This is a genomic window from Photorhabdus cinerea (assembly GCF_011189575.1).
In the GTDB taxonomy this organism is placed as follows: domain Bacteria; phylum Pseudomonadota; class Gammaproteobacteria; order Enterobacterales; family Enterobacteriaceae; genus Photorhabdus; species Photorhabdus cinerea.
Window position 1 is genome coordinate 55,771 of record NZ_PUJW01000005.1, and the last position, 23,217, is coordinate 78,987.

Below are 23,217 nucleotides of genomic sequence, written 5' to 3' on the forward strand. Positions count from 1 at the left end.
TTGAGCAAAAGTAGAACTTTATTACTTGGAAATAGGGGAAATGACTTTTACACTTGAAACCGGATAATTGCATAATTGTTTATAGGAAATCGTAAGTAATGACCAATAAAGCTAAAATTTTAACCTTAGTTGTAACTTTTTGTCTTTCTTCATCTGTAGCCTATGCAGGACAATGGTCAATTGGTGCATCTGTTCTGGCTGAGGCATCACCTTATAAGGGGGTAAAGAATAAAGATAAAGTACTACCTGTTCCAATGGTTAATTATGAAAGTGAAAATTTCTACTTTCATACTTTGGCCGCTGGGTATTATTTGTGGAATCAGCCGAAAGATCAGCTATCTTTAGATGTGTATTATTATCCTCAAAATTTCCGACCAAAAGATAACAAAGATGAACAGATGAAAAAATTGGATCGTCGTCGTGATACCATTATGGGTGGTTTCAGTTATCGTCATATTGAAGACTGGGGGACGTTACGTAGCTCTTTTGCTGCTGATACTTTGGGTAAAAGCAAAGGTATGACGGTTGACCTTGCTTATCTGTATAATTTTGAAAATGATGATTGGTCATTACAACCGGGGCTTGGTGTGGTCTGGAGTAGCAAAAAACAAAACCGCTACGAATATGGAGTAAAAGTTAGTGAGTCACGTCGTAGTGGACTGGAAAAATATACGCCAGGTGATAGCTGGACTCCTTATCTGGAATTATCTGCCAATTATAAATTTAATCAGGAATGGTCTGTGTTTATGATGGGACGTGTTGAACGTTTACCTGATGAAATTAAAGATAGCCCGATGGTTAATAAGTCATATGTAGGTATCGTCTGGACAGGCGTTACATATAGCTTCTAATTAGCGATAATACCGGATAAAACCTGAATCCATAGGATTGGATTCAGATTTTTTGGTGGGGAATAACGCACGATATTTACGGGTTGTCTTTTCGGCTGCGAATTGTAACCGAAATGTGGGCTGGATTATCATCTTTGGTGATTAACGGTTTATTTATACGGGCTGTTTCTACACAAACCATATTTTTATAGCCATCATTACATATATCTTTCATATTACCCGATAGTTTTGCACCTGGGTTCCAGCATACAATATCACTGTGATGGTAATGGTGAATTTCAATCGTTCGTCTCAGTGATTTATCCTTTATCAGGCTAAAATCTTCTGGCTCTGTGTAAATGCGGTCAATACGATCATTGAAAATAAGATATTCTTCTGCTGTGTATTGCTCTTTGCCAGTAATAGTATCAATGAAATGTTTACCCAGACCACTGACTGAAATCTGGTTAATATCGCTTACATTCAGATAAGTATGCAGGGCACAGGTTGCTTGATAATTACCATAGGTTTCCAGCTCTACCTCACAGGTTTCACACAGTTTGAAACGAGCAATTAAGGTAAAATCATAAGGCCACAATTTATGGGTATATTCATTGTCTCTCAGGGTGAAAGTTAATATTACGCCATTTTCATGTTCATTATGTGCGCTAAATTCCCAGGGAAGAATTCTGGCAAAACCATGACTTGGTGTTCCAGCCGAGCCAAACCAAGGCCAACAAATAGGGACCCCACCACGAATAGCTGTGCCTGTTTTAAATGAAGTTTTCTTGCTTAGCCATAATCCCGGCTCCTGATCTTTTGGTTGCCAGGAGATGAGGTGTGCTCCTTGCAGACTGATTGCACCGCGAGCTTTTGGATGAGATATGACGATCAATGGAAGTTCATCCATGTTCCGTTGACTGATAGAAGGGGATATCTGTTTTGCAACCGGTAATGCAAAAATTTTATCGTTCATCCGTATGACCTTGTAAAACCAGAGCAGGGTATTGCATTGTCCAAGAATAACGCATGTTGTACACAGATTAAAAAACAAAAGAGCTGCCTCCCCGGCAGCTCTTTTCAAATAAGGTGATTACTCAGTTACTTAGAGATATGAGTGATCAGATCCAGAACTTTATTGGAGTAACCTGTTTCATTGTCATACCAGGAAACCAGTTTCACAAAGTTGTCGTTCAGGGCGATGCCTGCTTTTGCATCAAACACAGAAGTCAGTTTTTCACCATTGAAATCGTTAGACACTACGTCATCTTCGGTGTAGCCCAGAACGCCTTTTAGTTCGCCTTCAGCCGCATCTTTGATGGCATCACAAATTTGTTGGTAAGTGGCTGGTTTTTCCAAACGTACAGTCAGATCAACAACAGATACGTTAGGGGTTGGAACACGGAAAGCCATACCAGTCAGTTTACCGTTCAATTCAGGGATCACTTTACCGACAGCTTTAGCTGCACCAGTAGAAGATGGGATGATATTTTGAGCAGCACCACGACCACCGCGCCAATCTTTTGCAGAAGGGCCGTCAACAGTTTTCTGAGTTGCGGTAGTTGCGTGAACGGTGGTCATCAGACCTTCCACAATACCGAATTTATCATTGATAACTTTAGCCAGTGGTGCCAGGCAGTTAGTGGTACAGGAAGCATTGGAAACGATGTCCTGACCTGAATAAGATTTATGGTTAACACCCATAACGAACATAGGGGTGTCATCTTTGGACGGACCGGTCAGAACAACTTTTTTCGCACCAGCGGTAATGTGTTTACGTGCTGTTTCGTCGGTCAGGAAAATACCTGTTGCTTCGGCAACAACATCAGCGCCCACTTCATTCCATTTCAGGTTAGCTGGGTCCTTTTCTGCTGTAACACGGATAGTTTTACCGTTAACAATCAAGTGGCCGTCTTTGACTTCAACAGTACCGTTGAAGCGACCATGAGTTGAATCGTATTTCAGCATGTAAGCCATATATTCGGCATCTAGCAAGTCGTTGATTGCGACGATTTCGATGTCTGAACGTTCTTGTGCAGCACGGAAAACAATACGGCCGATACGACCAAAACCGTTGATACCTACTTTGATAGTCATAGTATTCCACCAGCTATTTTTTAGTGAATTAAAAGTTGTTACTAAAGTTACCAAAACCTTGCCAGCCGTCAAGCGGAATCGTGTCAATAATCGAAAAACCTCGACTTCGAGTCCACCATTTAGACGTTTGCTCTTAGGATACTGGCAATCGATCCGCCCATCATTATCGGGGCACAGACAGATATTTAAAGTTAATCGGTTAGATATGCGAGTCACATCACAAATAGTAGGATAAACATATTCAGTTAACCACTTAAAATAAATTCCACTGATGTGATGTTAATTTTTTGTTATTATTAATTAATTTTGTAAGAACATTAGTCTTATTTTATTAAGGTGGTCGTGATGGCTAAGAATTCTGATGTTTCCCTTTATACAGAGCTTACTGATATTCAGCGTCATGTTACCCAGCATGCCGGGACGGAGTCTCCATTCTCAGGGAAATTACTACATAATAAAAAAAGTGGCGTATATCATTGTCTGTGTTGCGAACAGCCGTTGTTTATGTCTGATACTAAATTTGATTCTGGCTGTGGCTGGCCGAGTTTTTATCAGCCTGTCAGTAACGATGCAGTACTGTATATTGATGATAATAGTCATAATATGCATCGTATTGAGGTTCGTTGTAGTCATTGTGACGCTCATTTGGGACATGTGTTCTCTGATGGTCCGCAACCGACAGGTGAACGTTTTTGTATCAACTCGGCTGCGTTAAGTTTTACTGATGAAAATACAGGCGAAAAAACAGCAGGTTAGTTATTTTTATCATTGTCGGTATAACCATTAATTTAAGAAATTAAATCGTTTCAGCTAATTCTGGAAAGTAATGAGGAAATATCAATGGAACTGGATGATCTTTTATCTGTAATGACACCAGAAATATATCAAAACTTGGTTCAGGCAGTGGAACTGGGCAAATGGCAGGATGGTGTGCCTCTGACTGTAGAGCAGAAGGAATATAGCCTGCAAATGATTATGTTATGGCAAGCAAGGCATAACCATGATCCGGAGCATATGACAATTGGCACCGATGGTCGGTTGGTAATGAAGAGTAAGCAGGAGCTGAAAGCCGCTTTTCAGTCTGAAATGGTGGCAACATTGAAACCATAATCTGCGGAAGGTTAGGTTAGCGGAAAGGCTGAGTTTGTTGAACTCAGCCTGGCCCTTATGGGTATCAGACAAGGGCATCTTCTAGCTGATCAATTCTTATTAGCATAGCGCCTTGCTCTTTTATCTCTTTGAACGCCACTTTACTGTCATCTGGATTGAGGTTAACCCCTCGGCAGCCATCGGTAATGACCCAGGTTTCATAACCTAATGCCAATGCGTCCAGTGCGGTAAACTTCACACAATAGTCGGTGGCGATGCCAATAATGAACAGACGTTCAATTTGCTGTGTTTGCAACCAGTTATCAAGCTGGGTTTTACTCTGATGGCCATTGTCAAAAAAAGCGCTGTAGCTATCGATTTGTGGATTTTCGCCTTTATGGAAAATCTCGATAATGGCCTGTTTGTTTAGCTGTGGATGAAAATCAGCGCCATGTTGTCCTTGAACGCAATGTTCCGGCCACCATATTTGTGGAATACCATTCAGTACACCAATATCACCGATCTTCTGACCGGAATTCACTGCGAAACTCATATGTTTAGCAGGGTGCCAATCTTGGCTAGCAATAATACTGATATTGTACTTCAGGCAAATATCAATAGCCTGATTTGCAACATCAATGACTTGTTCACTTTCTTTTACGGCTAAGGCTCCGCCAGTACAGAAATCGTTCTGTATATCGATAAGTAATAGTGCTGTTTTCATCTTTTTCCTGGATTATTTGTCAGCATAACTCAATTCACCACGTAAATTTTGTTGCATTAGATATCTAATTTCTTCATGGCTGTACGATTGACTGAGTAAATAGTGTAATTTGGTTAAAGTTGCTTCAAAAGTCATATCATAACCGCTTATCACGCCAGCCTCAGCCAGAGCATGGCCTGTTGCGTATCCTTCCATGTTTACCCTACCAGAAATGCATTGAGTCAGATTGACAACGACAATCCCTCTTTCTGTTGCCTGTTTTAGCTCTTTCAGTAATTCAGGGTGCTGTGGCGCGTTTCCAACGCCATATGAGCGTAGGATTAATGCCTTAACTGGCTGCATTAAAATATTATTCACAACCTGACTGGAAAGGCCGGGGTAAATGGTTACTACGCCAATTGGCTGGGGAGTAATTCGATGGGTGATAAATTCACCCTGGCTGGCAGGTGCCGGGCATGTATTGAAGGCTTTGATATTAATACCAGCTTCCATTAATGGAGAACAGTTTGGTGAAGCAAAGGCATCGAAACCATCTGCATGGGCTTTGACTGTCCGGTTTCCACGGAACAGCTTATTATTGAAAAACAGGCTGACTTCATTAACTGGATAGTTAGCGGCAAGATAAAGCGCATTCAGCAAGTTTGTTTGCCCGTCGGAACGCAGTGCTTCTAATGGAATTTGTGACCCTGTAACAATGATTGGCTTACCAAGATTCTCAAACATAAAAGAGAGAGCTGATGCGGTAAACGCCATCGTATCTGTGCCATGCAAAATCACGAAACCATCATAATCATCGTAATTCTGCTGGATATCGTCAGCGATACATTGCCAGTCTTCTGGTGTCATATCAGAAGAATCAATCAGTGGCTGATGTTCACGGATAGTAAATATCGGCATTTCAGCGCGGTGGAATTCAGGCATCTTGGTTAATTGGTGCTGCAAGTGCCCGGAAACGGGAATGTATCCCTGAGATGAATGTTGCATTCCAATTGTTCCGCCGGTATAGACGACATAAATAGATTTCTTCTGCATGACTGTGCCTCGTAAAAAGATCAACTGGATTATAGGGATATTACCAAATAAAAAAAGCCTGACAGGGTATCTATCAGGCTAATGATTTAATTAATTCAAATACTGCCAGAGCTATGTCATGAATTATCATGACATATTCTTGCTAATGGCATGGTTACGGCCTTTTAGCGAATATCCTCGCAATTTAAACAAAATGCATAGCGATTTTGTGGATCATTCAAATGGCGATAGAACTCTACCTGTTGTTTCGCTTGCTGGGCCACTTGAACCAGCGGAGCAGGCAGCCATGCCTGAATAGCTTCCGGCATTATGGCTTGAGCGGTTGTCGTTAATTGGCTTATCAGCAATTCGCTAAATGACATTTCGGGTTGCATCCAGTCAAGTTCTGGCTTATCCAATTTTGCCAATTCTGCTGCTTTTGCAACGGCATCATCGAAATCACCTAATTGGTCGACCAATCCATTGGCTTTCGCATCATTACCAATCCACACATGCCCCTGAGCAATCTTATCAACTTCTTCCGGTGTCTTATTGCGAGCATCAGCAACCAAGCCAATAAAGTTCTTGTAGCCATTCTCAATATTAAGCTGCATCAGTTCTGAGAACTCTTTACTCAGCCCTTTAGTGAAGGATATATCAGCTAATGGCGTTGTGGCGATACCATCAGTGTGGATACCAATATGATCCAAACTGTTTTCATAGGTTGTGATAACACCGAAGATACCGATAGAACCGGTCAGCGTACTTTGGTTTGCGATAATGTAGTTGGCCGGTGTGGAGATCCAGTAACCGCCGGATGCAGCCAGCCCACCCATAGAAACGACAACGGGTTTATTTGCCGCACGTAGGGCAGCCAGTTCGGTACGGATAACATCAGAAGCGCTTACGCTGCCACCAGGGCTGTTTACTCGCAGAACAACTGCTTTGATATTATCGTCCAGACGAGCCTGGCGGATCTGAGCAGCGGTTGTATCACCGCCAACCATTCCCGGGGCTTGCTGTCCATCAATGATTGCACCTTGTGCTACGATAACGGCGATATTGCCCTTGGATGATGACTTATTCTGTGGTGCATAATCATAAATACTGATGGCATTGAAATGCTGGTTTTTCTCATCCCAACCAAAGGCTTTGGTCATTTCGCTTTCAATAATATTACGTGGAACGACATAATCGACCAGCTTGTGTTTAAGTGCATATTGGGCGTTATCACCCCCAGCCGCACGCAGATTAGCAATCATCTCATCAGCACCTGGAAATACTTGATGAACAGAAAGTTTGCGATTAGTGGCGATAGTATTGAGGTAGTTGTGCCAAAGACCGTTGACCCAACGGCTGTCAGCTTCGCGGGCGGCTGGAGACATATCATCACGCATAACGGGTTCAACGGCTGATTTATACGTTCCGACACGGAAGATATGGGTGGTAACTTTCAGTGAATCCAGCAAGGATTTGTAATAGAGATTATTGGTTGAATAGCCGTAAAGACCAACAGTTCCTTGTGGTGACAGATAAATTTTATCGGCATAGGTGGCTAGATAGTATTGTGACTGATTGTAACTGTCACTGATAGAGTAAACGGGTTTGCCGGAAGTTTTAAACTCATTAATTGCCTTACCGATATACTGCATAGATGATTGGTCAGCGCCAGTGAAATCATCAAGTTTCAGTACCAGACCGGTGATTTTGTCATCAGTTTTTGCCCGGCGAATATTATCAACAATATCAAACAGAGAGTTTTCCTGTAATTTATTACTGGATACACCAAACAGTTCTCGTCCCAACTGATTCAACGGGTTACGGTTAGAAACTTGATCTACAACAACGCCAGTGAGATTGACATACAATGCTCCCTGATAACTATCTACTGTTTTGTTTGGCTGTTGATAAATCAGAAATCCTCCAACAACAGCCAGAATGAGTATGATAAAAATCAGGTTCGAAACGACTTCCCTAACAAAATTCAGTAGTTGCCAACTCCATTTAAATAATCTTGCGATCAACTTCCATAAAATACGCATATCATCTCCAAAGATAGGATCAAGTGAGGCTATCCTAATGACCAGACATGTCAATGTCAGCTTCAAATAGTGGCATATTGCCCGAAAAAACCGCTTTTGGGCTTTTATTCATTAACAAACAAATAGAAAATATTAGCTTATAATAAAACATCTTAATCTAGGAGAAAAATATGGACGCATTGGAACTCTTATTGAATCGACGTTCAGTATCACGTTTAACGACACCTGCGCCTCAAGGTGAAGCATTACAGAATATTCTGGCTGCTGGTATGAGGGCTCCTGATCATGGTGCATTACGCCCGTGGCGCTTTATTGTCATGCAGAATGAAGGTATTGAGCGATTCAGTCAATTACTCCATCAGGCTGCCGTTAACAGTAATTTGGGTGTTGAGGCAGAAGAAAAAGCGAAAAATGCGCCTTATCGTGCGCCATTAATCATCTCTGTTATTGCAAGAGTGACAGAGAATTCCAAAATACCGGAATGGGAACAAGTCATTGCTGCTGGTTGTGCTGTACATGCGATGCAAATGGCTGCGGTGGCACAAGGGTTTGGTGGTATTTGGCGTTCCGGCTCATGGACTGATGATAATACAGTGCGTGCCGGTCTGAGTTGTAATGAACATGACAAAATAGTGGGTTTTCTCTACCTGGGAACACCAGCTTTGAAAGCACCAGGCAAGGTTGCCATGCCGGATATGACTAATTTTGTCAGCTACTTCTAGCCGGAGTCTGCTATGTCAACAGAAGTTCATCTTACCCAATACAGCCACGGCGCTGGTTGTGGCTGTAAAATTTCACCAAAGGTTCTGGAAACCATTCTGCACAGTGAACAGGAAAAGTTTCTTGACCCTCATTTACTGGTTGGCAATGAAACACGCGATGACGCTGCGGTTTATGATATAGGGAATGGTACGGGTATCATCAGCACGACAGATTTCTTTATGCCGATTGTCGATGATCCGTTTGATTTCGGGCGTATTGCTGCAACAAACGCTATCAGCGATATTTATGCGATGGGCGGTAAGCCCATTATGGCGATAGCTATTCTGGGATGGCCGATTGATAAACTGGCACCAGAAATTGCTCGCGAGGTGATTGAAGGTGGCCGGGCTGTTTGTAGAGAGGCGGGGATTGTACTGGCGGGAGGACATTCTATTGATGCACCTGAGCCTATTTTCGGTTTGGCTGTAACCGGTATCGTTAACATTGCCCGGGTGAAACAAAACAGTGCAGCGAAAGCAGGTAGCCAGCTATTTCTGACAAAGCCGCTTGGCATCGGCGTATTAACCACGGCTGAGAAAAAAAGCTTGTTGTTACCTGAGCATCAGGGGATAGCGATAGAAACAATGTGCCGATTGAATAAAACGGGGATTGATTTTGCCGAAGTTGCTGGTGTTACGGCAATGACCGATGTGACTGGGTTTGGCCTGTTAGGGCATTTGAGTGAAGTTTGTGAAGGTTCAGGTGTTCAGGCAACTCTCTATTTTTCAAAAATTCCTAAATTGCCGGAAGTAGAATCCTATATTGAAAAAGGTTGTGTTCCGGGAGGAACCGGGCGTAACTTTGACAGTTATGGTCATCTTATTGGCGAAATGACAGAACTTCAGCGCAAACTGTTATGTGATCCGCAGACATCCGGTGGCTTGCTGTTGGCCGTTCTGCCAGAGGCTGTGGATGAAGTGAAAGCTATTGCACGATGTCATGGCATTGAACTGACAGCAATTGGTGAATTGTCTGAGCAACGGTTAGGCAGAGTACTAATTGAGGTTAATGAATAATATCCATGCGGCTTTTTATTGCAGAAAAACCAAGCTTAGCCAGGGCGATCGCGGATGTTCTACCTAAACCGCATCGCCGTGGTGATGGCTTTATTGCTTGTGGAGATAACCAGTTTGTTACTTGGTGTATTGGACATTTGCTGGAACAGGCGGAACCTGATGCCTATGATAGTCGTTTTGCTCGTTGGTCATTGGTCGATCTTCCCATCGTTCCTGAAAAATGGCAGTTAAAACCTCGTCCCTCTGTTGCGAAACAACTTAATATCATTCAGGAATTGCTGAAAAAAGCAGATGAAGTGGTGCATGCCGGGGACCCGGATCGCGAAGGGCAACTGCTGGTGGATGAAGTGCTGGATTTTTTGAATTTGGATGGTGAAAAACGAAAAAATGTTCGCCGTTGTCTGGTAAATGATCTAAATCCACAAGCAGTTACTAAAGCGGTTGATCGGTTGAGAGATAACCGGGATTTTATTCCGCTGTGCGTTTCAGCTCTTGCCAGAGCCAGAGCTGATTGGCTGTATGGTATAAACATGACCCGGGCTTACACCTTGCTTGGACGCAATGCGGGGTATCAGGGTGTATTATCTGTTGGGCGGGTTCAGACACCTGTTTTGGGATTAGTCGTTCGTCGGGATGAAGAAATTGAGCATTTCGTACCAAAAGACTTCTTTGAAGTAAAAGCTCATATTGTTACGCCGAAAGATGAACGTTTTATCGCAATTTGGCAGCCGAGTGAATCTTGTATCGATTTTCAGGATGAAGAAGGTCGATTGATACACCGGCCTCTGGCTGAACATGTTGTTGCCAGAATAACCGGCCAGCCAGCCTATGTAATATCGTATCAAGATAAACGGGAATCTGAAGTTGCTCCCTTGCCGTTTTCGTTATCCTCATTGCAGATTGAAGCCGCTAAACGTTTTGGCTTGAATGCGCAACAAGTGCTGGATATTTGTCAGCGGTTATATGAAACGCATAAGTTGATTACTTATCCCCGTTCTGATTGCCGTTATTTACCTGAAGAGCATTTTACCGGGCGTCACGCAGTGTTTAATGCGATATCTGTTCACACAACAAATCTGTTACCCCAAGATCTATTGGAAGTAGATAGAAAGAATCGCTGTTGGGATGATAAAAAGGTTGATGCTCATCACGCAATTATCCCAACCGCCCGAAATAGCCATACAAATCTGACAGACAACGAAACTAATATTTATGGTTTGATTGCCAGACAATATTTGATGCAATTTTTCCCAGATGCGATATTTCGAAAATGTGTTATTGAATTGGAAATTGCTGGTGGAAAATTTATTGCGAAAGCCCGTTTTCTTGCTGAGGCAGGTTGGAGAACGTTGCTTGGTAATAAAGAGCGCGATGAAGAAAATGACGGAACGCCATTACCCGTGGTTGCGAAAGGTGATGAGTTATTGTGTGAAAGAGGAGAGGTGATAGACCGTCAGACTCAACCACCAAAGCCATTTTCTGATGCGACCCTCCTTTCTGCTATGACTGGAATCGCCCGTTTTGTACAGGATAAGGAACTAAAAAAAGTTCTGCGGGCCACAGATGGATTAGGGACTGAAGCAACGCGGGCTGGCATTATCGAATTGTTGTTTAAACGAGAATTTCTTTATAAAAAAGGACGTCATATTCATGCAACGCCAGCGGGCAGGGCGTTGATTCATGTATTGCCGGATATAGCAGCTTTACCGGATATGACAGCACACTGGGAATCACGGTTAACGCAAATCAGTGAGAAACAGTTCCGCTATCAGGATTTCATGAGGCCGCTTGAGGAGACATTACAGCAGTTAATCTGGCAGGCTAAGCAGCACCGCAACTTGCAGGCTTTCCGTGATTTACCTCCAGTCCCGGTTAAAGGTAAAAACGGGAAAAAAGTAAAATCTGGGAAAAAAACCAAAGCAACTGCGCCGTAAGGCGCAGTTGTTGCATTATTCTGCAAAAAGTCATTGATATTCAGTGCTAATTAGAATATCAAGTTTCAAATTCTGCCCAAACAGGTGCATGATCTGAAGGTTTTTCCATTTCCCGGATTTTGTAATCAATACCTGTAGCGACGCAGCGCTCCGCTAATGGTTTACTTGCGAGCAGCAAATCAATACGTAGCCCGCGATTATCATCAAACCCTTTTGAACGATAATCAAACCAGGAAAATTGGTCGTTACATTCTGGATTCAGGTTCCGGAATGTATCAACCAATCCCCAATTTTTCAGACGATCCATCCAATCTCGTTCCTCTGGCAGAAAAGAACATTTACCTGTTTTTAACCACCGTTTTTGGTTGTTATCACCAATCCCGATATCCAGATCTGTTGGGCTGATATTCATATCACCCATGACAAGCACTTGTGACTGGGAGGATAAATTCTGCTCTAAATAGCTTTGTAGGTCCTGATAAAACTTCTCTTTTGCGGGAAATTTCACTGGATGGTCACGGCTTTCCCCTTGTGGAAAATAGCCATTAATGACTGTTAATAGCCCGTGAGGGGTTTCCAAGTCTGCCATGATAATACGGCGTTGGGAATCTTCATCATCTCCTGGAAACCCACGGCGTACAGCAACAGGAGCCTGTCGCGTTAGCAGCGCAACGCCGTAATGGGCTTTCTGACCATAATAAAATACATGATAGCCAAGTTCGCTGACTTCTTCTAAAGGAAACAACTCATCATGAACTTTTGTTTCCTGTAAACCTATAACATCGGGTTGATGCTGCTCTACGATCGCAGCTAACTGATGGGGGCGGGCACGTAATCCATTAATATTAAAAGAGATAAATTTCATCTTTTACAGCCATCCAGTAAAAAGACACAAGGACAATAATAACAGATGGATTTTAAAAAGTAACTATTGACAATGGTCAGAACGAAATAGTAACGGACCCTTCAATATTATAATTCATTGTGAAAAATATAATAATTTATAGTGAGAAAACACCTCGGGTAGACCGTTTTTATCTCTAGTGTTACAAAAATTGATTACTGAAAAATGTAGAACCCTATCCTAATCTTTGATAGAAAATTGAGCTCGTTAGTAATGTTTATATTTTCTAATGGTTGATTGGTTGAGATTAATTTTTGAACCATGATAAACATGAATAATAGCGTTTATTGAGCCACCTATGTATTGAACATAAGCTTTTTTTATGTGGTATATGTTTGAGAAGTATTTGTTTTTTTGTACAAAATTTATGCCTTCACGTATCAAACTTGATTTAACTGTCATTTGGTGAAGGCTATTTCAAAGAAATTATTTTAGCCACAGGTTATATAGGAACGGTGAATTATGTTTTTTTCTCGTAAATTAGAAGCATTCATGGCAGTGGTGGAAAATGGTTCTTTAAGTAAAGCGGCAAGAGTGATGAACCGTACAACTCCTCCAGTAGCTAAATCAATCAAAGACTTCGAGGCAACATTAGGGAAGCGCCTTTTCAAAAGGGAGAAATTTGGGATGAGTCTGACTAAAGATGGTTTAGAATTATATAACGATCTTAAAGATCTTTATTTACAAGAAAAAGAAATAACTAAAAAACATATCAGTGGTAGTATATGTAACATAGTTAATATTTATTACGATTGGGGGAAAAACAAGCACCTAATTTATTTATATAAGGCAGCTGACAGAAATAGCTCCCAGGTAAATATATTCCGGTTTAGTTATGATAACATTGAAGAAATAGTGGATTATGACGGCAACACGCTGATTCTAAGCTCAGAAAAGATACTAAGCGACCGTTTCAGTCTTATTCGTAAAATAAAGGGGCCTGAATTGGGGATTTGCTGCCGAAAAGAATTATTAGATATTGCTGGTGGTGATGTAATGCAATTGCTAAAAAATAATACTTGGTTATGCGACCCTGTACTTTATAAAAGCAGTTTCATTAAAAACTTGGAAGAAGAAGTTATTCAAAGTGGTGGGAAAGTGAATATGCGCCAAATGGATAATATGGGATGCTGTCTGAATTTTATTTATTCAAGGGATTATATTTTTATTACAGATTCTCATCCGGACGAATTGGAAGGAGGAGATGCTTTGAGTTTTGTTCCTATTGAAAAACCTGGCGTAGCAAACCAATGTTATATTTATAAATCTAAGTCACATTCAAGTGTACTTAATCGTTTTATCGATTCAGTTAATGATATGAGCTAGAGTTTATTTTACGCGGAGTAGCTTATTGTAAGCTCCGCGTTGTTATTCTATAGGATAGTTATAGAAAGTTTTCACTGTAGCTAAATAGGAAGTCTATATTTATTTTGGTTTTGTTTGAATATCCTAAAGAATGTTTTATGGTGGTGGGGAAAGGTGACTCGTTCCTTACCGTTGGGTCAATGATTATCTTGTTGTTTTATTCGGCTCAACCAAACCTTGTTCGATATGTAAAAGAACTTTGAATAAATACCATTCATTTCTTATAGTTAGTGATATATTATTTCTGGGCCGGTATTTTCCCGGTATCAAATTATTCAAGGCCATTGTTTATGGCCTTTTCTTGTTGCATCCATTAGAACTGTCAGTCACAGTTCATCTTGGCATCACACATAATATATCAACCAGCATGGATTTCGGTTTATTGTTTTAGCCACGGCGCAGTGGCGCGCCAAAAAATGATGTTAGCCCCCAGATAGTTTTCGGCAAAATCAATGAACTCTTCTTGGATAAATGATTTTCGGGTTGGTACAGATCAAAGCAGGCTCCTGGACTGCTATCGCGACCAAATCCAGTTTACCTTTTAACGATTGAAAAATGGATAGGCGTTTTTCATCTGAGTGGGTTTATATGGCACGATATCTGGACCACCGAGACCCATCTTATTTTTCAACGCGAAATAAAACAGGTGAGATATATACTGATGATCGTTATTCCATTCGCATGGTCAGAAATTAACATATTGCACCACATAGGATTTTTTGAATACTTGACGGGTAAATTTGACATGGTCAAGTTCGGCAGCAAAATCCGGTTTTGTCACTTCATGTCAATATCAATGTCGGTTTATGGCAAGTTAATATCGGTAAAACGACCATCAAATTCTTTTGTTAGCGCAGAAAGCAAATTCTGGTAGTGTTTGTGCAACTCTATGAATTCCACTGAATAGTAACCCAGCCATAGCCTTGTGCTTTGCCTTCACCGGGATTATCAGTGAGACTAAGCCGCCTTGATATTTTGTGTCTTGTTGAAGATAAGATGGGGTATAGCGGACATTTCTCTCAAAAAAGCGATCTTGGATTTGGATAAACAGCTTCTTTTGGATCTTGCTAAGTAGCATCAGATCTTTTTCGATCGCGGAAAAATCATATTTCCCCGATGCACTCTCCAGTTGCTTCCAGTTATAAATAATTTGCACACCATTAATATCCTGCCGTTCTTGCAGAGGGCGTAACGAAAGTTTTGCGGTTTTTCTGCTAATATGGAAGCTAGATTATTCCATTCATTAATCGATGATATCAGGCCGATAATTACAACTTCTCTTTGAACGTTGATAATTATTTTCAGAGTTTCAGTACTTGTTTTTCTATCTGATTATAAATGGATTTTTATTAAAATGGCATTAGGAATATTCCTAAAAATTTCATTTATTATGTATTTATTGGTAATCCTGTTTAACTAATGTTTAATTTTATATGGTGTCATTGAAGTTTATCTCTTTTACGTCAATAAAAATGATATTCCTGTTGCCAGATAAATGAATGAGAATGTGGCAATGATAGGGTAAATAATCTTACCAATTTGAATAATAAAAAATATATAACAAATTGAAATATAAGGATATATTTTAATCTAAAAGGCTTCTGGAATAATAGGGATTCATCATTAAATTTATGAGTTATTAAAGTGTTAAATAGATAAATTATTTTCAATTCATATTACTATAATAAATGCAAGTTTTTTTAAATAAATATTATTATTGTTTTATTTTTGTTGATGTATTGTGTTTCTAATATTATTTATCTCTTTCTAAGATTAGGCATATAGTGCTTTTTGGAAAAAATATCTTGATTTTTATATTCACCCATTAGGAGGATGGTCTTATTCAAAAAAATTCTACTGTTAATGAAGAGAAAGGAGCAGAGAATGAGTGATAACAGTGAAAATAAAATTTATATTCACCCGGAATATGACGAATGTGGTCGTCCGTACTACAACGTACCGAATGCCAGAACGGAGGAAAATCTGGTAGCAGTTTGTGTGAAATACGCGAGTAAGGTGATCCCGGTGATTTTCCTGCCGGGGGTAATGGGGAGTAACTTAAAATCAAGACGCGATGATGATCCAGTCTGGTTGGTCAATTCTAAGCTTGGTGTTGCAAGTTGGATAATGAAGAACGCTTCTTATAGGAAAGAAACGTTAGATCCTCAAAACACTGATATTTACGATTCGGGGGCAATAAATAATTACATTGCTGAAGGGAGGAAATTCTCTGATCGCTATCATGTGATGGGTTATAACTGGTTGCAATCCAATGCGGTTTCCGCCAGGAAACTGGCGGAATATGTTGATAAGGTTTTAGCTTCCTATGGCAAACGCTGTGCAATAAAGAAGGTTATTTTAGTCACTCACTCAATGGGGGGATTAGTGGCTCGTCATTATTCAGAAAATTTGGGTGGGCGGGATAATATTTTAGGTATTGTACATGGTGTTATGCCTGATACCGGTTCACCAGTGACCTATAAACGGATGAAAACTGGAGAAGATGGCATAACTGGGTTAGTTATTGGTAGTAATGGCGCGGAGATGACCCCGGTGTTGGCACAATCTCCCGGCCCCTTACAGCTCTTGCCCGGAAAGGCATACGGTAAAGGTTGGTTACATATCGCCGATGGTAAAATTACACACAAGTTACCGGAATTTGACCCGTATAAGGAAATCTATCTGGAAAAGAACCGATGGTGGGGATTATGTGAGACCCGGTTTTTAAATCCAGATAAAGAAGATAAATGGAAAGATGAGGAAAGCTGGAGTAATTACTGGCAATTAATGAAAAAAACAGTCAGGCCATTTATTGAAGAGTTGAGTGGTAAATACCATCCTAATACTTATACCTTTTATGGTGCCAGCGAGAAACATCTGTCATATGGAGTTATCTCCTGGAAAGAGGTCAGTAAAGATTATTACAATAAAACGGAAGATTATTCCGGCATGACATTTGATCAGCCGGTATATGATCCTTATGATTTGGAAACTGGCACAACACGTATGGTTCAGTTCTCTGTTGGGCCTTCTTTTCAGGATATTGCCGCGAAAACTTTTAAACTGGCACCGCCAAAGGAGAAAGGGGATGGCACTGTGCCGGAACAGGCTGGCCGTATTCCAACCAGAAAATTACGTAGTCAGTTAGCAGTAGATGCCGACCATGAAGGGGCATATGACGAGGATAAAGCCCGGTTATTTACCCTGCGCTCAATTGTGAAGATGGTTCAGGCGGTGAAGATTGAATAAGAAAAGTATCTTATTTATTTTATTATCTATCCTGGCTATTTATGCCTTGTGGCGGTGGTATTTCCCTGACCCTTATCACCCCAATTTAACTGAGAAGGAAAAGAAAGTGACAACAGAAATGTTAGCCAATATGCAGACCCGTTGTGTGGGTCGTTATCTGATTGATATCCCTGCGGCATTTGGCAATATGATTCATGATGGGATATTTATTGGTGATGCGACAATACAAACTGAACGTTTATATCCACCGGAGTTTAAATATCGGATAGAGTCAAGGGAGCAGGAATTAAAGACGATGCAATATGTTAAACCAAAAGATATGCCTTTTTTAAAGAAAGTCTATCGCCTCCAGGATAATATGGAAGGTGTAATTTTCGACAGGAATGAAGATACTGCTGTTCCTGGTTATGCCCGAGTATTAGAAGCGCATTTGTATAGTCATGGAGTAGCTTTTACCGTAACAATGGAATTTATTGAGTTATCAGATGATAAGTACAAAGCAGACAGGGATGATTTTATCAAAGGTGGATTTTCTGAAAAGCAATACAATGAGTTGTATCAAACCCGGGAGAAAATGAAACGACTGCTATCCAGAATCAGCGGCAGAAAAGATACCGAAATCCCGACAGTGGCAGGAACTTGCATTCCTGACGGGTTTATTGCCGGTAGTCATAATGAGAGAGAGAATATAGGTTTTGTCTATCGGGGAAATAAGGATGAGAACTTTAAGTTCAGTATTGAAATCCTTAATGACCTGACAGGGGAAAGTACCTTGCTTGAACGTGTGGGTAAAATTGAAAAGGATTTACATGCTAACCGTGGTGGAATAGCCAGAAAAGGGAAACGGGAAGTCAACGGCATTCATGCGGAAGAGTTATTAGCAATCGGTTTGCAACCTTTTGACAATAATCCCCGCTATCAATTTGAGTTAGTTGCAAATGAAACCGTCGGAGACTATAAAAACCCCTATGTCAGTATTATGTTGAAGAATTATCAGCTACCTCCGACGCCTTATACCGGAGATGAACTGATTACGTTTTGGGATGCGGTAACGAGTACCTTTCGTAAAAGGCCGGGGGCTTTTGAATCCCGATAAAATACGTTTTTTTAAATGAAAACGCTTATTAGGGATTAGAAATCAGGATAAGGAAAGATAAGCAAACACGAAAAAACAGATATTTTTTTAAATAATGAACTTATGAGAGGCTGAATATGATTTTTAATCCCACGTTTCATCACAATATGGAGTTATCGTTATGAGCTGGCCTATTCCTGAAATACCTGAACTTAAAGCAGTGGCACCTTTGCGTTATCGGCGGTGGTTTATCATTTTGCTTTTAATGCTGGCTGTTGGCACACTCGTTGGCGTCTTTCTGAACGGTACTAGTGATTTCTTTCACATTGCGATTTATGGCAGCTTACCAGCTTTCTGTGTGTGGATGATGTTATTTGGCGCGGTGCTGAACCGTTATGAGCGATATCGCTCGGTAGCGCATGCCTGGGAAGAGGCCAGCGCCGAAACTCATTTTCAGTGGCAGCAATGGAGCAGAAAGCAACTGGCAGTAGTTGGTAATATTATTTTGACGCCTGAACAGCAAGGTATTGCGCCATTATTAGGTGATCTGAAAGATATTCCTGCTTTTCCGGATAAAGGACGGGCACTGTATTTGCCATTGAAAGATATCCGGCAATTATTGGATAATATTGATCGTGATTTTGAGAAACAATGTCCGGGTTATCGCTACCATTTGCACAGAGTTTATCTGGCAGAAACGCCTTCTATCGATTTGTTTCAGTACCAAGAAGTTATTCGTCGGAAGTGGAAAGTGGAGCTTGTACGTATAGCGAATCGGGATGAAATCGATAAGTTATACAACGAACCGGCTTTTGAGGGGATGGTAATGGTTATTGCATTCCAGTGCTGGCCTTCTGAAAGTGATAATAAGGTATATAGCGAATTTGTATCTGTTCAATTATTCTCATCGACAAAATTTGCCATCCAGAAAAAATTAAACATCTTGGCTGGTATGGGAAGAGCATTACCTTCGTTACCGGGAGAAATAATAAAAGATCTGCATATATTGTTTGAGTATAACCGTATTGATAAAAGCAGTATGCGGCACCTTTGGATAACAGGTATTACTGATGATGTACTGACTAAACTGGCAATTTATAGTCATGAGCACTCGCTCAATTTCTCGCCAGAAAATCCGGTTCATTTAATTGATCATACTTTTGGCCCACCAGGACCGTTGTCTGCGTTTTTGGTATCAGCTATGTTAACTGAGGCAATCAGTTTGACAAAGAGTGACCATATCATCATTAATCAATTACCCGAGGGTAGCGCAGTACTCTATTTAATGACAAAAGAATTACATGAGAAATAAAAATTAACCTCAAAGTCATTAATAATCAAAACGTCTTTTCATAGTGATGAGTCATGATTAACTATTAAAGCGGCTTATAAATTTATGGAATGAGTCACAGAGTGTAGTTGATTTAATTTGGTTTTTTATTTAATTTACCTCCATTTATGAATGTTTAATAGAATTGAAAATGAAAAATAATATTTGGTAGATTAACAAATCTGCGAGAAAAACCAGCAGAGAGTTATTTATGCAATCGGGAAATTAACATCTAAGAAGATGCTGTCAATCCAAAACGACAGTTATTTAGAGCATGCAGGATCAATTGCTATCCGCATGTTCAGCGGGTTTTTTCGTTTCAGGGCAGGTAAAGCTTAATCGATAAATGACTTTTTCCGTTTTGAATATGAAAGTAAACATAAATGCTGACTTGGTAATCAAAATTGTTTACTATAATCACATGTTCAACAAACAGGAGGAGTGGTGAAGCAAAGCGAGTTCAGGCGGTGGCTTGAATCTCAGGGGGTTGAGGTTTGGAATGGGACAAATCATTTGAAACTGAGATACAAGGGAAAACGAAGCGTAATGCCAAGACATCCCTCCGCTGAGATAAAAGAACCACTCAGAAAAGCAATCATTAAGCAGTTAGGATTGTAACGAACCAGCCCTTTTTGGGGCTGGTACTTGCTATGCGGCACCCAATAATTATGCGATATCCAGTAAACTTGCAGCCAGTCGACGAGGGGGGCTTTGTGGTGTCGTTTCCCGATATACCGGAAGCCCTCACACAAGGCGATACACGTGAGGAAGCGCTAGAAATGGCGCGTGATGCACTGATTACCGCCTTTGAGTTTTACTTTGAAGATAACGAAAAAGTGCCGTTACCTAGCGAGGTAACGGGTGATTTTGTTGAGGTACCAATAAGTATCGCGGTAAAAATTGTCATGTTAAATACGTTTATCGATTCGGGCTTAACACAAGTTGAGCTTGCCGAGCGTATTACCGTTAAGAAACAGGAAGTGCAACGTATCTTTGACTTACGGCATTCAACAAAAATCGATACGGTTCAGCGTGCTATGGGTGCAATGGGTAAAAGTCTTGAGGTATCCGTTATTTCGTACTCATAACATAAGATTAGCATTTCTCTCATCACACACGTTCAAAGGCTACGCATTGTGTGGCCTTTTTGTTATAGGTGAAATATGGAAAAAAAGATAATGAGCCTGATAGGAAATCGCTATCTAAACAAATAGCAAACTCAATACTTGCGGGACGACATCAAAACTCAGTGCCAGTGAACATTAACACCCATTTTACAAGAATGGAAATCAAACGCAGTTGCTTTTGGCAATTCAGGTGCATCATGCTACTTGTGATGGTTTCCATGTGGGGCGTGTTATGAATAAATTACAAGAACTATGTAACGATTTTATTTAGTTAAAGCCAACCTGAATTATTTATGGCCTCAATATAAGGTTGTATCGGAAATACATTAATAGCCATCAGTTAACGCTGGTGGTTTTTATGTCCGTAATACTTCAACAATACGAGTAGCAATTAATTCAGAACATTATACTGACATTGTGATATATTGCAGTCATTAAATCTGTCATGGTATTTAAAATCCCGGGGATTTATTAAACCGAAAAGTAGAAAATTCTAAAAATATCAGTATTGAAAAAACTGATTGTGATTTTATTCAGAAATATAGTTCTGTTGCTAGCGTGTAACTGAAATAAAGATGGCCCCTGACCTGAATGATTCATACATTAAAGATTTAAGTAGAAAACCTGACTGTATAAAAGAAGAGATTGTAGAAAAGTTCTATCACTTATCAAAGGGGAATCGTCTTCTAATGCAAGTTGGTAAGAAAATATACAGTGAATTTGTATCTGCTCAATTATTCTCATCGACAAAATTTGCCATCCAGAAAAAGTTAAACATCTTTGCTGGTATGGGAAGAGCGTTACGCCTTTTCATAGTGATGAGCCATGATTAATTATGAAAGCGGCTCATAAATTTATGGGATGAGCCGCAGGGGATAGTTAAATTAATTTCGGTTGTTTCTTATTTAATTTATCTCCATTTGTGAATCTTTAATAGAGTTGAAAATAAAAATTCATATTTTATTAATATTTTCTTCAATTATTAAAATATAAGTCATAATTATTTCTCAGCTAAAAATGGAGCGGTATATAGGATAGTAGATAACCAGATGCTTGCCGTGATGAACATAATAATAAGCTTGGTGAAACGCCGATAAGATGGTTTGGGAGTTGTATCTGTGGGGATGGGTGATTCGGTATTTTTTGACTGACTATCATCTGGTCCTCTATCTTGAAATGGCAAAATAAAACGATAGCCCTGTCGGTATACAGTATGTATTGCTTCGCCTAGCTCACAATAGCGTAGTGTCCGGCGTAACTTACAGATCAATTGCAATAGATTGGTTTCTGCTACTCCGTTTTTGCGTTCAGGCCAAACCAGTGGGATTAGCTGTTCCCGGTTTAAGGTGTTCCCTTGTGATGCATGTTCCCATAGTGCGAGCAGCAGGCGTTTCTCTTTTTCCGTAATGATAAATATATTCTTACCATGGATTATTTTGTTGGAGTCACAATCCAAATAAACATCTCTAGTTATTTTCAGCATAACGCATTCTCTGCCTCTGTTTAGTGTGTTTATCTATCCGCAATAGCCAGGGGACTCAAATAGGCTTATGCCTGTTAAAATTTATATAATTTCTGCATTAATAATGCAAGAAAATAAATAATTTAAAATTTTTTATTTTGTTTTGTAATGTATGTTATTTTTCTGGTTTTTATTAAGAAATAAAATTAATGATAATTATTTATTTATCAATTTTGTTTATATTTTTGATGGTGGTTATTTTTTATTTATGAAGTAAGGGGAAGTTTTTTAATATAGATAAAAAATTTTTAGGTATTATTGAATTTTTATAAGTCATTTTTATGAAAATTAGAGAATAGATGGCTATGAGTGATAACCCAGTGAACAGGGAAGTATTGGGGTATTGTATTGAATCATTGAGAAAAAGTAGCGATAAAAATAATTAGTTTTTATTTTTAACTTTTATTTAGGTATGGGTGAGTGATTATTAATCGGCGGATGGCTCTGGCGTGATGTTTATCACGTATTAATTTAGTTGGTTCAGGTGTTAGTTAGGTCGCCTCATTTCTTCTATGAGGATTTGGATATAAAAGCCGGGCTAATACACCAGAGGAATTAGGCATGATACCTAAGGGCGGTAGCGTACCTGAAATGATGAGTGCTTTAGCTCAATATAAATTTTTTTAGGAAGGAAATAACGATGTCTACAACTGCCGATCAAATTGCTGTTCAATACCCAATCCCAACCTATCGTTTTGTCGTTACCATTGGTGATGAGCAAATGTGTTTTCAAAGTGTATCAGGATTAGATATCAGCTATGACACAATTGAATATCGTGATGGAGTGGGTAACTGGCTACAAATGCCGGGTCAGCGTCAAAGACCCACTATCACCTTGAAACGAGGTATCTTTAAAGGACAATCTAAGTTGTACGATTGGATTAATTCTATTTCTCTTAATCAGATAGAGAAGAAAGATATTTCTATTAGTCTGACCGATGAAACAGGTTCAAATTTGCTGATTACCTGGAATATTGCTAATGCTTTCCCAGAAAAGCTGACTGCGCCCAGTTTTGATGCAACCAGTAATGAAGTTGCGGTGCAGGAGATAAGCTTGAAAGCAGATCGGGTTACTGTTGAATTCCATTAATACACTGCTTGGTGTCAGAAATAGTCTGGCACGTCAATGCAGTGCTTTTT

General features: G+C 40.0%; 22 protein-coding genes and 1 pseudogene. 15 read left to right on the plus strand and 8 right to left on the minus strand.

What is annotated here, in order from left to right; genetic code table 11:
• The first annotated feature begins 98 nt into the window (after positions 1-98).
• Positions 99-851 (plus strand): MipA/OmpV family protein, encoded by a 753-nt coding sequence (locus C5469_RS06085; protein WP_166303721.1) that lies wholly within the window; start codon positions 99-101, stop codon positions 849-851.
• 76 nt (positions 852-927) lie between these two features.
• Here the strand turns inward: C5469_RS06085 and C5469_RS06090 are convergent, their stop codons facing one another.
• Both C5469_RS06090 and gapA read right to left on the minus strand, forming a co-directional pair.
• A complete protein-coding gene (locus C5469_RS06090; protein WP_166303724.1) occupies positions 928-1,806 on the minus strand; it encodes a D-hexose-6-phosphate mutarotase in 879 nt (292 codons plus the stop codon).
• Between the two features lie 125 nt (positions 1,807-1,931).
• On the minus strand, positions 1,932-2,927 hold the full coding sequence (gene gapA, locus C5469_RS06095) for a glyceraldehyde-3-phosphate dehydrogenase (RefSeq protein WP_166303727.1): 996 nt from the start codon (positions 2,925-2,927) through the stop codon (positions 1,932-1,934).
• 345 nt (positions 2,928-3,272) lie between these two features.
• Between gapA and msrB the strand changes: the two genes are divergently transcribed.
• Both msrB and C5469_RS06105 read left to right on the plus strand, forming a co-directional pair.
• On the plus strand, positions 3,273-3,683 hold the full coding sequence (gene msrB / locus C5469_RS06100; protein ID WP_166303730.1) for a peptide-methionine (R)-S-oxide reductase MsrB: 411 nt from the start codon (positions 3,273-3,275) through the stop codon (positions 3,681-3,683).
• Positions 3,684-3,767: 84 nt separating this feature from the next.
• A complete protein-coding gene (locus tag C5469_RS06105) occupies positions 3,768-4,037 on the plus strand; it encodes a YeaC family protein (protein ID WP_166303733.1) in 270 nt (89 codons plus the stop codon).
• A 64-nt stretch (positions 4,038-4,101) separates the two neighbouring features.
• Here C5469_RS06105 and pncA read toward each other — a convergent pair whose 3' ends face one another.
• From pncA to sppA, 3 genes are all read right to left on the minus strand, one after another.
• Positions 4,102-4,740, minus strand: a complete 639-nt coding sequence (gene pncA, locus C5469_RS06110) for a bifunctional nicotinamidase/pyrazinamidase (protein ID WP_166303736.1) — start codon at positions 4,738-4,740, stop codon at positions 4,102-4,104.
• Positions 4,741-4,752: 12 nt separating this feature from the next.
• Positions 4,753-5,772: an asparaginase gene (gene ansA, locus C5469_RS06115; protein WP_166303739.1), complete on the minus strand. Its 1,020-nt coding sequence runs from the start codon at positions 5,770-5,772 to the stop codon at positions 4,753-4,755.
• A gap of 164 nt (positions 5,773-5,936) precedes the next feature.
• On the minus strand, positions 5,937-7,793 hold the full coding sequence (sppA, locus tag C5469_RS06120; protein WP_166303742.1) for a signal peptide peptidase SppA: 1,857 nt from the start codon (positions 7,791-7,793) through the stop codon (positions 5,937-5,939).
• A gap of 170 nt (positions 7,794-7,963) precedes the next feature.
• On the opposite strand from sppA, the gene C5469_RS06125 reads away from it, so the two are divergent.
• Genes C5469_RS06125 through C5469_RS06135 form a run of 3 tightly spaced genes read left to right on the plus strand, consistent with a single transcriptional unit; the run spans position 7,964 to position 11,505 of the window.
• A complete protein-coding gene (locus C5469_RS06125; protein WP_166303745.1) occupies positions 7,964-8,515 on the plus strand; it encodes an NAD(P)H nitroreductase in 552 nt (183 codons plus the stop codon).
• Between the two features lie 12 nt (positions 8,516-8,527).
• Positions 8,528-9,571 (plus strand): selenide, water dikinase SelD, encoded by a 1,044-nt coding sequence (selD, locus tag C5469_RS06130; protein ID WP_166303748.1) that lies wholly within the window; start codon positions 8,528-8,530, stop codon positions 9,569-9,571.
• A 5-nt stretch (positions 9,572-9,576) separates the two neighbouring features.
• Positions 9,577-11,505, plus strand: a complete 1,929-nt coding sequence (locus C5469_RS06135) for a DNA topoisomerase III (RefSeq protein ID WP_166303751.1) — start codon at positions 9,577-9,579, stop codon at positions 11,503-11,505.
• 58 nt (positions 11,506-11,563) lie between these two features.
• Here the strand turns inward: C5469_RS06135 and xthA are convergent, their stop codons facing one another.
• Positions 11,564-12,370 carry an exodeoxyribonuclease III gene (gene xthA / locus C5469_RS06140; protein ID WP_166303753.1) on the minus strand — a complete coding sequence of 269 codons (807 nt, stop codon included), beginning with the start codon at positions 12,368-12,370 and terminating at the stop codon, positions 11,564-11,566.
• 501 nt (positions 12,371-12,871) lie between these two features.
• Between xthA and C5469_RS06145 the strand changes: the two genes are divergently transcribed.
• The gene (locus tag C5469_RS06145) at positions 12,872-13,735 is read left to right on the plus strand and encodes a helix-turn-helix domain-containing protein (RefSeq protein ID WP_166303756.1); all 864 of its coding nucleotides are present in this window, start codon (positions 12,872-12,874) and stop codon (positions 13,733-13,735) included.
• Positions 13,736-14,609: 874 nt separating this feature from the next.
• On the opposite strand, the gene C5469_RS06150 is transcribed toward C5469_RS06145, so the two are convergent.
• A complete protein-coding gene (locus C5469_RS06150; RefSeq protein ID WP_166303759.1) occupies positions 14,610-14,930 on the minus strand; it encodes a hypothetical protein in 321 nt (106 codons plus the stop codon).
• A 728-nt stretch (positions 14,931-15,658) separates the two neighbouring features.
• Between C5469_RS06150 and C5469_RS06155 the strand changes: the two genes are divergently transcribed.
• The 7 genes and pseudogenes from C5469_RS06155 to C5469_RS06185 all read left to right on the plus strand — a co-directional run bounded on the left by C5469_RS06155 (position 15,659) and on the right by C5469_RS06185 (position 21,388).
• Positions 15,659-17,023, plus strand: coding sequence for a hypothetical protein (locus tag C5469_RS06155; RefSeq protein WP_166303762.1), 1,365 nt, complete (start codon positions 15,659-15,661; stop codon positions 17,021-17,023).
• Positions 17,016-18,119, plus strand: a complete 1,104-nt coding sequence (locus C5469_RS06160) for a T6SS immunity protein Tli4 family protein (protein ID WP_166303765.1) — start codon at positions 17,016-17,018, stop codon at positions 18,117-18,119. Before C5469_RS06155 ends, C5469_RS06160 begins: the two co-directional genes overlap by 8 nt.
• Positions 18,120-18,279: 160 nt before the next feature.
• A complete protein-coding gene (locus C5469_RS06165) occupies positions 18,280-19,410 on the plus strand; it encodes a hypothetical protein (RefSeq protein ID WP_166303768.1) in 1,131 nt (376 codons plus the stop codon).
• Positions 19,411-19,872: 462 nt separating this feature from the next.
• On the plus strand, positions 19,873-20,046 hold the full coding sequence (locus C5469_RS06170) for a type II toxin-antitoxin system HicA family toxin (RefSeq protein WP_166303771.1): 174 nt from the start codon (positions 19,873-19,875) through the stop codon (positions 20,044-20,046).
• Between the two features lie 50 nt (positions 20,047-20,096).
• Positions 20,097-20,516, plus strand: a complete 420-nt coding sequence (locus C5469_RS06175; RefSeq protein WP_166303774.1) for a type II toxin-antitoxin system HicB family antitoxin — start codon at positions 20,097-20,099, stop codon at positions 20,514-20,516.
• 184 nt (positions 20,517-20,700) lie between these two features.
• Positions 20,701-20,826: pseudogene (locus C5469_RS06180) on the plus strand (CatA-like O-acetyltransferase); the annotation flags it as partial.
• Positions 20,827-21,130: 304 nt separating this feature from the next.
• The gene (locus C5469_RS06185) at positions 21,131-21,388 is read left to right on the plus strand and encodes a hypothetical protein (protein ID WP_166303777.1); all 258 of its coding nucleotides are present in this window, start codon (positions 21,131-21,133) and stop codon (positions 21,386-21,388) included.
• Positions 21,389-21,555: 167 nt separating this feature from the next.
• Here the strand turns inward: C5469_RS06185 and C5469_RS06190 are convergent, their stop codons facing one another.
• Positions 21,556-22,038, minus strand: coding sequence for a winged helix-turn-helix domain-containing protein (locus C5469_RS06190; protein WP_207628799.1), 483 nt, complete (start codon positions 22,036-22,038; stop codon positions 21,556-21,558).
• Between the two features lie 679 nt (positions 22,039-22,717).
• Here C5469_RS06190 and C5469_RS06195 point away from each other — a divergent pair.
• Positions 22,718-23,167, plus strand: coding sequence for a phage tail protein (locus C5469_RS06195; RefSeq protein ID WP_015834130.1), 450 nt, complete (start codon positions 22,718-22,720; stop codon positions 23,165-23,167).
• Positions 23,168-23,217: the final 50 nt, after the last annotated feature.

Bases quoted from the DNA above. Each gene is read 5' to 3' on its own strand.
- C5469_RS06085 (WP_166303721.1), top strand. From the start codon at position 99: ATGACCAATAAAGCTAAAATTTTAACCTTAGTTGTAACTTTTTGTCTT.
- C5469_RS06090 (WP_166303724.1), bottom strand. From the start codon at position 1,806: ATGAACGATAAAATTTTTGCATTACCGGTTGCAAAACAGATATCCCCT.
- gapA (WP_166303727.1), bottom strand. From the start codon at position 2,927: ATGACTATCAAAGTAGGTATCAACGGTTTTGGTCGTATCGGCCGTATT.
- msrB (WP_166303730.1), top strand. From the start codon at position 3,273: ATGGCTAAGAATTCTGATGTTTCCCTTTATACAGAGCTTACTGATATT.
- C5469_RS06105 (WP_166303733.1), top strand. From the start codon at position 3,768: ATGGAACTGGATGATCTTTTATCTGTAATGACACCAGAAATATATCAA.
- pncA (WP_166303736.1), bottom strand. From the start codon at position 4,740: ATGAAAACAGCACTATTACTTATCGATATACAGAACGATTTCTGTACT.
- ansA (WP_166303739.1), bottom strand. From the start codon at position 5,772: ATGCAGAAGAAATCTATTTATGTCGTCTATACCGGCGGAACAATTGGA.
- sppA (WP_166303742.1), bottom strand. From the start codon at position 7,793: ATGCGTATTTTATGGAAGTTGATCGCAAGATTATTTAAATGGAGTTGG.
- C5469_RS06125 (WP_166303745.1), top strand. From the start codon at position 7,964: ATGGACGCATTGGAACTCTTATTGAATCGACGTTCAGTATCACGTTTA.
- selD (WP_166303748.1), top strand. From the start codon at position 8,528: ATGTCAACAGAAGTTCATCTTACCCAATACAGCCACGGCGCTGGTTGT.
- C5469_RS06135 (WP_166303751.1), top strand. From the start codon at position 9,577: ATGCGGCTTTTTATTGCAGAAAAACCAAGCTTAGCCAGGGCGATCGCG.
- xthA (WP_166303753.1), bottom strand. From the start codon at position 12,370: ATGAAATTTATCTCTTTTAATATTAATGGATTACGTGCCCGCCCCCAT.
- C5469_RS06145 (WP_166303756.1), top strand. From the start codon at position 12,872: ATGTTTTTTTCTCGTAAATTAGAAGCATTCATGGCAGTGGTGGAAAAT.
- C5469_RS06155 (WP_166303762.1), top strand. From the start codon at position 15,659: ATGAGTGATAACAGTGAAAATAAAATTTATATTCACCCGGAATATGAC.
- C5469_RS06165 (WP_166303768.1), top strand. From the start codon at position 18,280: ATGAGCTGGCCTATTCCTGAAATACCTGAACTTAAAGCAGTGGCACCT.
- C5469_RS06175 (WP_166303774.1), top strand. From the start codon at position 20,097: ATGCGATATCCAGTAAACTTGCAGCCAGTCGACGAGGGGGGCTTTGTG.
- C5469_RS06185 (WP_166303777.1), top strand. From the start codon at position 21,131: ATGGCCCCTGACCTGAATGATTCATACATTAAAGATTTAAGTAGAAAA.
- C5469_RS06190 (WP_207628799.1), bottom strand. From the start codon at position 22,038: ATGCTGAAAATAACTAGAGATGTTTATTTGGATTGTGACTCCAACAAA.
- C5469_RS06195 (WP_015834130.1), top strand. From the start codon at position 22,718: ATGTCTACAACTGCCGATCAAATTGCTGTTCAATACCCAATCCCAACC.